The sequence below is a fragment of the Paenibacillus sp. J2R1T-4 genome (assembly GCF_059692235.1).
In genome coordinates, this window is the sequence record NZ_JCAUBA010000017.1 from 108,153 (window position 1) to 120,482 (window position 12,330).

Annotated in this window: 13 protein-coding genes; all 13 read left to right on the plus strand. The window is 49.6% G+C overall.

Features of this window, described 5'->3' with window-relative positions:
* Positions 1 to 121 precede the first annotated feature (121 nt).
* The 13 genes from AC58QD_RS24195 to AC58QD_RS24255 all read left to right on the plus strand — a co-directional run bounded on the left by AC58QD_RS24195 (position 122) and on the right by AC58QD_RS24255 (position 12,247).
* Positions 122 to 1,108 carry a Gfo/Idh/MocA family oxidoreductase gene (locus AC58QD_RS24195; RefSeq protein WP_497337583.1) on the plus strand — a complete coding sequence of 329 codons (987 nt, stop codon included), beginning with the start codon at positions 122 to 124 and terminating at the stop codon, positions 1,106 to 1,108.
* A 15-nt stretch (positions 1,109 to 1,123) separates the two neighbouring features.
* A complete protein-coding gene (locus AC58QD_RS24200; protein ID WP_497337584.1) occupies positions 1,124 to 1,975 on the plus strand; it encodes an HpcH/HpaI aldolase family protein in 852 nt (283 codons plus the stop codon).
* 3 nt (positions 1,976 to 1,978) lie between these two features.
* Positions 1,979 to 2,761 carry an SDR family NAD(P)-dependent oxidoreductase gene (locus AC58QD_RS24205; RefSeq protein ID WP_497337585.1) on the plus strand — a complete coding sequence of 261 codons (783 nt, stop codon included), beginning with the start codon at positions 1,979 to 1,981 and terminating at the stop codon, positions 2,759 to 2,761.
* Between the two features lie 50 nt (positions 2,762 to 2,811).
* Positions 2,812 to 3,759: an aldo/keto reductase gene (locus AC58QD_RS24210; protein WP_497337586.1), complete on the plus strand. Its 948-nt coding sequence runs from the start codon at positions 2,812 to 2,814 to the stop codon at positions 3,757 to 3,759.
* Between the two features lie 18 nt (positions 3,760 to 3,777).
* The gene (locus tag AC58QD_RS24215; RefSeq protein ID WP_497337587.1) at positions 3,778 to 4,563 is read left to right on the plus strand and encodes a phytanoyl-CoA dioxygenase family protein; all 786 of its coding nucleotides are present in this window, start codon (positions 3,778 to 3,780) and stop codon (positions 4,561 to 4,563) included.
* 49 nt (positions 4,564 to 4,612) lie between these two features.
* The gene (locus AC58QD_RS24220) at positions 4,613 to 5,062 is read left to right on the plus strand and encodes a NanQ anomerase/TabA/YiaL family protein (RefSeq protein WP_497337588.1); all 450 of its coding nucleotides are present in this window, start codon (positions 4,613 to 4,615) and stop codon (positions 5,060 to 5,062) included.
* Between the two features lie 186 nt (positions 5,063 to 5,248).
* The gene (locus tag AC58QD_RS24225) at positions 5,249 to 5,962 is read left to right on the plus strand and encodes a GntR family transcriptional regulator (RefSeq protein WP_497337589.1); all 714 of its coding nucleotides are present in this window, start codon (positions 5,249 to 5,251) and stop codon (positions 5,960 to 5,962) included.
* A gap of 188 nt (positions 5,963 to 6,150) precedes the next feature.
* On the plus strand, positions 6,151 to 7,170 hold the full coding sequence (locus AC58QD_RS24230; protein ID WP_497337590.1) for a galactitol-1-phosphate 5-dehydrogenase: 1,020 nt from the start codon (positions 6,151 to 6,153) through the stop codon (positions 7,168 to 7,170).
* Between the two features lie 106 nt (positions 7,171 to 7,276).
* A complete protein-coding gene (locus tag AC58QD_RS24235) occupies positions 7,277 to 8,428 on the plus strand; it encodes a M20 family metallopeptidase (protein WP_497337591.1) in 1,152 nt (383 codons plus the stop codon).
* Between the two features lie 20 nt (positions 8,429 to 8,448).
* On the plus strand, positions 8,449 to 9,186 hold the full coding sequence (locus AC58QD_RS24240) for an MBL fold metallo-hydrolase (protein ID WP_497337592.1): 738 nt from the start codon (positions 8,449 to 8,451) through the stop codon (positions 9,184 to 9,186).
* A 29-nt stretch (positions 9,187 to 9,215) separates the two neighbouring features.
* Positions 9,216 to 10,334 carry an aminotransferase class V-fold PLP-dependent enzyme gene (locus AC58QD_RS24245; RefSeq protein WP_497337593.1) on the plus strand — a complete coding sequence of 373 codons (1,119 nt, stop codon included), beginning with the start codon at positions 9,216 to 9,218 and terminating at the stop codon, positions 10,332 to 10,334.
* Positions 10,335 to 10,381: 47 nt separating this feature from the next.
* Positions 10,382 to 11,380 (plus strand): Gfo/Idh/MocA family protein, encoded by a 999-nt coding sequence (locus AC58QD_RS24250; protein ID WP_497337594.1) that lies wholly within the window; start codon positions 10,382 to 10,384, stop codon positions 11,378 to 11,380.
* A 45-nt stretch (positions 11,381 to 11,425) separates the two neighbouring features.
* Positions 11,426 to 12,247 (plus strand): sugar phosphate isomerase/epimerase family protein, encoded by an 822-nt coding sequence (locus AC58QD_RS24255; protein ID WP_497337595.1) that lies wholly within the window; start codon positions 11,426 to 11,428, stop codon positions 12,245 to 12,247.
* Positions 12,248 to 12,330: the final 83 nt, after the last annotated feature.

Below are 12,330 nucleotides of genomic sequence, written 5' to 3' on the forward strand. Positions count from 1 at the left end.
AGGAGTTTAACGCACATGCGCCAAGAAGGGTCCGGAACAAGCATGAGAAAGATATGTTTGCGATCCATGTAAGCGGTTTCTGACATCAATTTGGAATTTGGAGCGAAGGAGGAAGCATGGAATGAACACGAAGGGTATTGGACGGGAGACGTTCCCTCTACGCGGAAAAGATCCGATAAGACTCGCGATGCTAGGCATGGTGGACGGCAACGGTCATCCCTATTCCTGGAGCGCTATGTTCAACGGGTACGATGCGGAACAGATGGCTTCTTGCCCGTATGCCGCCATCCCGGCATATCTGAACAAGGAGCCGAAGGAGACGCTGCAGATTAAGGGCGCGCGCGTTACCCATATATGGACGGACGATCCGAAGGATGCCGAGCATGTAGCCCGCGCTTCTAATGTTCCCTATATTGTGGAGCGGCCAGAGGACGTTATCGGACAGGTCGATGCGGTCATCGTAGCAACGGACAAAGGTTATGAGCATGTCGAGCGCTGCCGGCCATTCGTCGAGGCGGGATTGCCCGTGTTCGTCGACAAGCCGCTCGTGGACAACGAGCCGGATCTGCAGACGTTCGCCCGTTGGGTGGCCGAAGGCAAGCCGATTTTGTCTTCAAGCTCCATGCGCTACTGCAAGGAATACATACCGTTTCACTTGTCTACGAACAATCTGGGCTCGATTCGTTTTGCCACGATTACGACACCCAAGAGCTGGGAGCGTTACGGCATCCATGCGCTGGAAGGCATATATCCGATTCTTGGGCCTGGCTTCCAATCAGCGCGAAATACGGGCAGCCGCGATCGCAACATCATCCACTTCAAGCATGCCTGCGGGGCGGATGTAGTTGTAGCGGCCGTGAGCGATATGTACGGCTCGTTCGGCGTCCTCCAGCTATGCGGAACGAACGATCACGCTATGGTGTCGATGAAGGACTCGTTCTATGCCTTCAAGTCGCAGCTTCAGGCATTCGTCGATTATTTACGAACCGGCGAACGGCCTTTTCCATTCTCTGAAACGATCGAGCTAATGAAAATGGTCATTGCTGGCATACGCAGCCGTGAAGAGGGCGGCCGAGAAGTGATGCTGGATGAGATTCGCGAGATTTGATCAAGAACTGTCAAGATGAAGGAATCGAGGAGGAGAAAAGAAATGAGGCAGACCAATCCAATTACAATGAAGCCAAGCCGCGTGCTGGAGAAAATGCGTGGGGGCGGGGTAGCGCTATGCACCAAACTGAACTTGGGGGATTCCCGGGTGGCCGAGATCGCAGGGTTGTCAGGATTTGATTGCATTTGGACGGACATGGAGCATGTGCCGAACGACTGGTCGACAATCGAGAAGCAGATTTTGGCGGCCAAAGCTTACAACATCGATATTGTCGTTCGGGTTGCGCGAGGCAGCTACAGCGATTTGGTACGACCGCTGGAGATGGATGCCACCGGCATTATGGTGCCTCACGTCATGAGCTTGGCCGATGCTCGCTCAGTCGTGCACAACACGAAGTTCCACCCTCTTGGCCGCCGTCCCGTTGATGGCGGCAACGCCGATGGGGCGTTCTGCAATATCGATTTCCTCGAGTATTTGCAGCAAGCTAACGAACAGCGGTTCAACATTCTGCAAATCGAGGATCCGGAGCCGCTTGACGAACTGGAGGACATCATCGCGCTGCCTGGACTCGATATGATCTTCTTCGGCCCCGGTGATTTCAGCCAAGGTATCGGTGCTCCGGGGCAGTTCGATCATCCGAAATTGCTGGAAACGCGAAAGCGCATTGCCAATTTGGCTGCAGCTAAAGGTAAGTTCGCAGGAACGGTTGGCGGTGTCGGCAACTGGGACGAACTTGTCGGACTTGGCTACAACTTCATCAGTGTTGGGGCGGACGTCGTGGGACTCGGCCAATATTTTCGCCAGCTGGTTGGCGACATCTCGAAGCTGACGCTGACACAGCCTGGCGGCATTTATGGAGGGAGATAGGCGATGAGCATCCTGGACAGCTTTTCTCTGGCAGGCAAAGTAGCTTTAGTGACGGGCGGCGCTGGCAAGTACGGCAGGCAAATCACAATGGCGCTGCACGAAGCGGGCGCCCGCACATACATCTCAAGCCGGCAAAAGGATCAGTTGCGGGCAATTGAGGGCGAGTTTCACAAGGAAGGCAGCAATATCCGCGCGCTATACATGGACCAGGAGGACGAAGCTTCAATAATAACGCTGCGCGATGAGATTATGGCCGCAGAAGGACGCTTTGACATTCTGATCAACAATGCGGTTGCGCGGACAATGTCGAGCTGGGACGATTCGGCTGAGAAGTTCGCGAAAAGCATGTCCGCCAATGCGACCGGCATCTTCCTTGTGACCCGCGCGTTCGGCGATGTGATGGCGAAACAGGGGAGCGGATCGATCGTCAATATCGGTTCGATCCAAGGCATGATCGGGCCGGACGCATCGCTCTACGAGGGGCTTAGTTTCCATGGCTTCGTGCCGGATTACTTTTTTCATAAGGGGGGAATGATCAACTTCACCCGATTCGCTGCGAGCTATTACGGTCCGACTGGCGTGCGCTGCAACTGCATCAGCCCGGGCGGATTCTGGACGGAGAAGACACCTGATGAATTCGTGAAGAGGTACAGTGCCCGCACGTTCCTGAACCGGATGGCGAATCAATCCGATCTGATGGGAGCCATCGTCTTCCTGGCTTCTGACGCCTCCGTCTATGTAACGGGGACGAACATTCCGGTCGATGGAGGCTATACGGCGAAATAAATAACACCATGAATCACATCTCAACAGATCCATACAAGGAGGCATACCCTGTGTTAGAAGTGACCTTAAAAGGATTGACTTTCTCCAAGCTTACGCTGGGTACGGTCCAACTCGGCATTCCTTACGGCATTGCCAATAAGAACGGCAAGCCTGACGATACGACCAGCAATGCTATACTCGAAACGGCTTTGACTGGCGGCATAAACTGTTTCGACACTGCCAACGCCTACGGGAGTTCGGAGCAGGTGCTAGGCCGTTTTTTTGAGCATCGCGATCGCCCCCTCATCGTGACCAAAATGCAGCTATCGGCAGACGCTTCCGCTACACCCGCTGAAGTTGAACGCATGATGGTCGAGAAGCTGGAGTCGTCCCTATATAATTTGCGTCTTTCCAGGGTGCCTGTGATGATGCTGCATAATCCGGCCATCCTGGCCGCGCATGGATCGACGGTAACTCGAGTTGCGAAGCGGTTGGTGAAGGAAGGACTTATGGACCGGATGGGCGTATCGTTCGGTGTGATGACACAGGCGGAGTTCGATGAGCAGTGGTTGACGGTGAGGGATGATGTGTACGAGGCTGTGCAGATTCCGATTAATATATTCGATACCAGCCTCCTCACATTCGGTGGTTTGAAGCGGTTAGAGGAAGCGGGGAAAATCGTGTTCGCCCGCAGCATTTTCCTCCAAGGTCTGCTGTTCATGGAGGAACACGAGCTGCCTGCGCACCTTCTGGATGCGGCCGGACCATTGCGTACTATTCGTACCATTGCCGCACAAGAAGGCCTGTCGGTTGCACAACTGGCGGTGTCGTTCATCCGTGATATTCCGCAGATCCACAGCATCGTGTTCGGGGCAGAGACTCCTGAACAGGTTCGTGAGAACCTCCAGCTGTTCCATGGTCCAGCTATTAGTAATACCGGAAGAGCGAATATTCTCGCCAGTCTCGCGAACCTTCCGGAGCATATTGTGAACCCAGTTCATTGGAGGTTAGCGAATTAATGAGAGGAGTTGAAGAGGATGGGATTATCGGAAGCTCAAATTCAGTTTTATAGGGAGAACGGATACTTGGCAGGCCTCCCTCCCGTGTTTACCGAAGCGAAGCTGACCGACTTGCAGCAGGGGTACAGACAGATCACTTCATTGCTTCAAGATGATGAGTCCCCAACGGACATTATGCAATGGCACCGAACGAGCCGGTGGCTTTTTGATGTGGCTAATGAGCCTCAATTGCTGGATTACGTAGAAAGCTTGCTTGGTCCTGATTTCTACTTGTGGGGAAGTGAGTTTATAGTAAAGCCCCCCCACTCGCCGAAGACGGTCCCATGGCACCAGGACGCCTACTATTGGCCGCTCTCGCCGCACAATACGGTTACGGTCTGGATTGCGCTGTGGGACGTGGATGAAGCAAATGGCGCCATGCAGGTCATCCCGCGCTCGCATAAGGCCGGTATTATCAAGCATCGCATTGCTGGTGAGGAATCTGTCTTGTCCTTCGAGCTGGAGAAAGGTCACTTCAGTACAGAGGATGCTGTGACGCTGCGCATTCCTGCAGGAGGCTTCTCCTTGCACGACGACGCGATTGTGCACGGCTCGTCCGGCAACGTCTCGGATCGCTGGAGGGTGGGGTATATTCTCCGCTATTCCGCTACCGAAGTTCGTTGCGACCTTGAGCGCAATCCGAATTTCCTGAGTTACATGGTTCGCGGTGTGGATACATTCAACCATAACCCGCAAGGGGACGTCCCAACGGAGCTGTACGCGCGCCCTGCAGTTTCCAAACGCATACGCAAATCTGCAGAATGACAAGTTCAACCCGACATTTGTGGCAGCAGCCTTCACAGGAGGAATGGATATGATTATTGACACGTTGAATCATTCACAGCACTATTATGGGCTTCATCCTCGATTGCGTCAGGCGTTTCAATTTTTAATCGATACGGATTTAAATAACTTGGAATCTGGAAAATATGAAATCGACGGCACCCATATATTTGCTCTAGTGCAGGAATATACGACGAAGCCAAAGGAAAAAGGACTGTGGGAAGCCCATCGTAACTATTTGGATATCCAATATATCGTCAAAGGGCTCGAATCGTTCGGTTATGCACCGGTCGATTCCTTGCAAGAAACGAAATCTTACGATACAGAGCAGGATTACGCTTTGTTTGCTGGAGAGGGAAGCTTCCTTGGTCTTGCAGCAGGGAGCTTCGCGCTAGTGTTTCCTCAGGACGCGCATATGCCGTGTATTACCGGGATACTCCCAGAAGAGGTGAAAAAAATCGTCGTCAAAGTTCATATATAAGACTAGATAGAGGTAAGGGAATCCCTTGCCTCTTTTCTCTTCTTCAGTATACGGTTGGGTGAAATGACATTCGAGGTTGATTGACATTTCATTAACATTATATATATTATTGTATATATAGAGTTTTTTTCGCAAAGTTGATCAGACTACAACAAAAACAATAAATATGTAATGAGGTTTTGGACGATGGACAATAATTCTTTGAATCAAAAGCCAATGGTAATTCAAAAACAAAATATTAGCGAAGATCTTGTTGTATATATCAAACAGCAAATCTTGCTCGGCGAATTGAATCCCGGAGAACGGATCGTTGAGACCAAGCTAGCCAAGGAATTAGGCATTAGCCAGACGCCTGTTCGTGAAGCAATCCGGCATCTGCAAGGTGAAGGTATTATTACGATTGTTCCGAATAAAGGCCCTCTTGTACGTACATTAGACATGAAGGATGTCTTCGAAATATATTCGGTTCGTTCCATGTTGGAGGGGCTTGCGATCCGTTTGGCCACACAAAATGCATCAGACCAGGAGATTGACGAGCTGGAACAGTTCTACAATGGGATGAATGATAAACTACACGACGATTCGATTCCTTATCTAATGCAGGATTCTGCCCACATTCACCAGACCATTATTTATTTATCCAATCATTCCAGACTTATAACGATGTACAAATCGATTTCGTTCCAGATATCTCTAGTGAATCGAATGCTGGGGACTAAATCTACTAAGCAAAAAGAAGTAGAGGATCATGCAGAGCTAATCGAAGCCTTAAAAAGAAAAGACCCAGACTTTGCTGAGAAAACAATACGAAGGCATATCTTTAGATCCTATCGTGAATTCGTGGAATTAAATGAGAAGAAGATGGAACAACCTCAATATGAGGAAAATATTTGGTTGTAAATGAAAGATTAGAGTGACATTCGAGTCGAGCTGCTGTCCCATAGAACGTGGGGCAGTTTTGTTTTGTATCAGCAAAATAATAATAGACAAAAACATTATATATAATATAAAATATATACAGGAAATAGTTGCAACATAAATATGTGATTTTCCAAAGCAGCAGCAGTCTGGATAGGAGGTTCAAGAGAATGAAAGCGCTAGTATGGGAGCAGGTAAGAGAAATGCAGTGGAATGAGGTGGATGATCCTCATTACGGAAAAGATGAAGTAGTTGTTTCTGTTGAAGCAGTCGGAATTTGCGGCTCGGAAATTGAAGGGTATTTGGGTCACAACAGCTTGCGCGTTCCGCCGCTTGTGATGGGGCACGAATTTTGCGGAACTGTGCAAGCGTTAGGAAGCGGAGTTAAGGATCTTCAAGAAGGGCAGAGAGTGGTGGTGAATCCGCTGCTATCCTGCGGCACTTGCGCTTCGTGTCGAAAAGGTCTGCCGCATTTATGCGCTTCCCGCATGATTATAGGCGTTCATCGACCTGGGGCTTTCGGTGAATGGGTCGCTGTTCCAAGATCATCCATCATACCCGTTCCAGGTCATCTAAGTCCTTTTCGGGCAGCGTTAGCGGAGCCGCTAGCTTGTTCATTACGGGCAACGCGTCGTGCGTTATCGGATAATCCGTTTGCTAATGTGCTTGTTTGCGGAGCCGGAGGAATCGGGCTGCTATCGGCTTTCACAGCCAAGTTATTAGGAGCTATGCAAGTTGTAGTTACTGACACGAACACTAAGCGTCTCGAGATCGCTCGCAACAATGGTATAGATCTAGCAATCAACCCGCAAGAAGAGAATCTGAAGGAGGTCATCCGAGCTTCGTTTCCGGAAGGTATTGATGTTGTCATTGACGCTGCTGGCTTTCAGCAGACCCGTGAAGCTGCCGCATATTTGCTTAATCCGGGCGGCACGATCATGAATATTGGCTTGGGTATCGATGCCACACAATTACCAGTAAATCACTTTATCCGTAACGAGATCCGTGTCTTGGGATCATTCTGTTATACCCCTCAAGATTTTCACGATGCGGTACGCCTTCTATCTGAAGGAGCTATTACCGAAGAGGGGTGGACCGAAATCAGACCGCTTTCCGATGGGGATCAGGCTTTCAAAGATTTGACCGAAGGCAAGGTACATAAAGGAAAGATCCTACTTTCGGTTAAGTAGTAAAGAGGAAATCATTGACATCATTTAAGAGTTATTATATATAATATAACATAATAAAATATAATTTCATCACACATATAGGTTCGTCGGAGTGGAGTGGAGCGTGGTGATCACGAAGCATCGTTCATTGGAAATTTTGGAGGATCTGATCCGTATTCAAAGTGTGAACCCTCATTACGGGACAGAGGCAAGAGGGGAGAATGAGCTTTCCGAATACGTGGAGCAATTTTGCAGGCAAGCAGGACTTCAAGTTACTAGACAACAGGTATTTCCAGGAAGAGATAATCTGTTAATAGAATTGAGAGTAGGTAGAGCAGAGCATACTCTTCTGTTCGAAGCTCATATGGACACGGTTTCACTAGGAAGTATGGAGAATCCACTGGAACCGACGTATAAGGGAGACCGCTTGTATGGCCGAGGCGCATGTGATACAAAGGGCTCTTTGGCCGGAATGCTCTATGCCATGGAGCAGTGCGCCAAGCACCCTGAGCAATTATCCGCTGATGTGGTGCTGTGCGCTTCAGTTGATGAAGAGCATGCTTACCGAGGCTTGATGGCCTTTCTCGAACTCGATATTCCGATTCGCGGAGCGATCGTGGGCGAACCAACGGAGCTTGGGATTGTAATTGCCCAGAAAGGCTGTGCCCGCTTTGAAGTTCGCACGCAGGGCAAGGCAGCCCATACATCGATGCCGCATGAAGGGAATAACGCCATATATCAAATGATGGATGTTATTCGATTTATTCGCGAAGAGATTGAGCCAGAGCTTGCCGATATGGAGCATCCATTATGCGGCAAACCGACAATAGCCGTAGGAACCATCAGCGGAGGAGAGCAAATCAACATTGTTCCGGAGCAATGTGCGATTAAGGTAGATCGGAGGACCATCCCGGGAGAGGATTCGGGTAAGGTATTAAGTGATTTCAACACAAGGCTCCAAGCGTATGCAGAGAAGAACGGCGTTGTTTGCAAGGTTGAAGAGCTTCTGCTGGATTGGGCTCTTGATACTTCTCCTGATGAGGCAGTAGTCCAGGCCGCCATGGAGGCTTCGCATCAACTAGAACTTCCTGCAATCCTAAAAGGCGTGCCTTATGGCAGCGATGCAAGCAAGCTGCAGCATTACAAGAATATCCCTTCCATTGTCTACGGTCCTGGCTCCATCTCGCAAGCTCATTCGAGAGAAGAATGGGTACCGATCCGGGAAGTGGAGCAAGCGGCTGAATTTTATCTTAGAATGGCAATGATATTCGCCAAGTAAGGGAGAGGAGGGAGGAGCGAATGCGACTAACGGATAGAATCTATCTTGTAGGGAGCGGGAAATACGGCATGCAGCTTAGCTCACCCATGGATTGTAATGTATATTTGCTCGACGGGGGCGAGGAGTGTGCGCTAATTGACGCAGGCAGCGGCATGGACCCGGAACGGATTGTAGAGAATGTGGAGCGGTGCGGGGTCGGGATGGATCGCGTAAGCCATTTGCTCCTCACTCATGTGCACGGGGACCATGCGGCCGGTTCCTATTATTTCTCCAACCGCTACGGATTAAAAGTTACGGCAGCCGCAGAAGCAGCGCCATGGTTGGAAAATGGGGATATGGATAAAACAAGTCTGAATGCCGCCAAACACGCGGGCATTTACCCCGATGATTTTTCATTTCCGGCCTGTCAGGTGGATTACGCGGTAACGGAAGGCGATCAAATTCAGATTGGGGACATCTCCTTGCGAGTATGGAATACGCCCGGACATTCGAGAGGACATGTCAGCTACTGTTTTGAAGAAAGCGGAATCAAGCATTTGTTTGCAGGTGATGTGGTATTTTCAGGAGGCAAGATTGTTGTTCAAAATATATGGGATTGCATCCTTCAGGAGTATGCCGAATCGATAGCCAAGTTAGCTGATCTTCGGATCGACCGGCTATTCCCTGGCCATGGGGCATTTTTGCTGGAGGATGCATTTCATCATGTAGATATCGCAAATGCCTATTTCAAAAGGCTGGAAATCCCACCTAATTTATAAATTACTTACCTGGAGAGGCGGATAAAGTCATGCAAGGTTTAATCAAGAAACAATCGTTCATCGGTCTCAGTCAATGTACCTGGTTGTACAGCGGCGCCGAAACGCCTCCCCACAAGGATGCGTTGAAGGCCGTGACGGAATATTTCACCAACCGCAGCAAAGGACCAGAGGGGAGAGATAAGAATGCTCAGGTGGAGCTTAGCTGCAAGCAGAACCTGGCCCGGATGATGAACAGCAAGGTTGAGCAAATCGCCTTTATGTCCAACACCTCGGAAGCGATCTCGATGATTGCTCATTCCCTTGATTTCAAGCCAGGAGATAATGTAATCATTAATACCCTTGAATTTCCTTCCGATGTCCTGCCCTGGCTTCTGCTTAAATCCAAAGGAGTGGAGGTCAGAGTTGTCCAACACAGGGACTGGCAAGTCCATGTGGAAGACATATGGGACCAGGTCGATGATCGGACCCGGCTAGTCGTCGTAAGCCACGTAAGCTATCAGACAGGAGCCAGATTCGACTATAAAGCCTTATATGAGAAATTAAAAACGACCAAAACCTTATTTCTGCTGGACGCCACCCAATCGTTAGGTGCCATCGAAGTAGACAGCAGCTACGCCGATTTTGTAGTATGCAGCTCGTATAAGTGGCTATTATCCTTACATGGAGCCGGTGTGTTATCCATCAACCTGAATCGTGTCAGCGAAATGAACCCTCAATATGTCGGTTGGAGAAGCGTACCGGATATGTTTAGTCCGACAAGGTTTGAAACGTTCCAATTTTTCGAGGATGCCCGAAAGTTCGAGCTTGGATATCCCAGTTACCCGACCTTGTACAGTATGAACTTCTCAACCGGATTGTTAGCAAGCATAGGCTTCGACAATATCGAGAGGCATATTACAACCCTTGGGGGAGTGTTGATCGAGGAGCTGAAGCAGCTTGGTTACGAAGTAATGACACCTGAGGAGCCGCATTTGCGCGCAGGCAATATTTCATTCTTATGTCCGGATGGAGAAGCGGTGGCCGACAGACTCCGTAAAGAGGGTGTATATGTATGGGGTGGAGATGGCCGTGTTCGAGCTTCGCTGCATCTGTTCAATGACAGCAAGGATATCATTCAATTTATTCATAAGCTGACTCAAATGCATTAAAAATATATAATATATAATCAATTTTATTTTCTGGGGGATAACGTGAGATGAAGAAAATAAAAGTGGGCATTATCGGTCTCGGTTCATGGGGAGAATGTCACCTGGAAGCCTATTGCTCTATTCCGTCTGTGGAAGTGGTAGCGATCTGTGAGAGTAACAAAAGCCGATTGGAGGAAATAGCAGCACGATACCGTTGGCTGGATGTTTACACGGATGCAGAGCAGTTCTGGGAGAGAGAAGATATCGATCTGGTAAGCGTCGTGACTTATGAAAAAGCTCACCTGGAGCCCGTCTTGAGGGCACTGAAAAGCGGGAAGCATGTACTTGTAGAAAAGCCGGTATCTACGGTTCTGGATGAAGCGATTCAAATGCAGGAGGCAGCGTGGCAATACGACAAGTTTGTAGCGCCTGGACATCTGCTTCGTTTCGATGCTCGTTATGCCCAAATCTATGAGGCGCTTAATGAAGGAGGTCTGGGGAAGCCCATAAGCATTTATCTGAAGCGATCCCGCGAGAAGAAATTGTTCGCCACTTATCAACGTACGCATACGGTGTTCGAGCTTTCGGTTCATGATATTGATACTGCCATCTGGTATGCCCGAAGCCGTGTAACAAAGGTCAAGGCATACGGCCGGCACGCAATGGGCGCCGATGTTCCCGATATTTTGTGGTCCTGTCTGGAATTTGAGAACGGGGTGCTCGCCGTCATCGAGAGTAATTGGATGACGCCGGAGCGCGCCGGACTTGCCATGGATGACTGTACGGAAGTGATTGGCGAGAAGGGGGTTGCTCATTTTGAAACTCGCAATTCCGGGCTGCAGTTGTGGGGAGACCAATCCGGGCGGGTCTCGGTTGACCAGCACATTCACTATCGAGTAGGCGGAAAAATACATGGGGCGCTTAAAGAACAGCTTGAATATTTGTGCGAATGTATCCGCAAGGGTGTCTCGCCGGAGCGGGTCTCATTCACAGATGCCATTCACGGTATTCAGGTTGCCCATGCGATTGAGCAATCGGCCCGAACAGGGCAAGAAATAATACTATAGGGATGGCCTTGATTATGAAATCATGATTGTCGAGGAGTGAGTCACATGAATATTGGAATTATTACAAGCTTACGTCGAGAAGGAAATTGCTTTGAAGCTGTAAACCATTTTGGCTTGAACGTATGCCAGCTTGTTAGTTGGGACCCTGAATTGGCAACACGGGAGATGGCGGAGCGAGTCAATCAGGAGTCCAAAGAAACCGGTGTCCGCGTGAGCGCCATGTGGGCAGGCTTTCCAGGGCGGATGATATGGAATTTCCAGGAGGGGCCTGTGACACTTGGCATCGTTCCGGAAGAGGGACGGCAAGAGCGATTGGATGCCCTGAAGAAATGGGCTGACTTTGCGTCATGGATAGGAGCGCCCGCCATTATTACCCACTGTGGATTTATTCCGGAAAATATGACGGACCCGAACTATGATGAAGTAGTGGCTGCGATTAAGGAAGTCGCAGAGTATTGCGCTGAACGAGGAATTGAGTTCTGGTTCGAAACCGGACAGGAGACCCCTGTCGTCCTGCTGCGTACGATTCAGCGGATAGGTACGAACAACCTGGGCATTAATTACGATCCGGCCAACTTGATTCTTTATGGAAAAGGAAATCCGGTTGACGCTCTTGACATGATTGGCCCCTATATCCGTAACATCCATGTGAAAGACGGCTTTTATCCAACTGACGGTGAGCATCTGGGACGCCAAGTAGCAGTGGGCAAGGGCAAGGTCGATTTCCCGAAGCTGTTAGCAGGGTTGAAACAACTCGATTTCCAGGGCGAGTGGATTATTGAGAGGGAAGGCGAAGTCGGCGTAGATGAGAAGAATCGGGATATTATCGACACGATTGAATATCTCAAGACGAGCGTGAACTGGTGATGACGCCGTCTTTCTTCGCACAAGGTTTATACGAACGAACTGGAATTGTAGAGTAAGTTGTGTGGTATCCCTTTGGAGGTGTC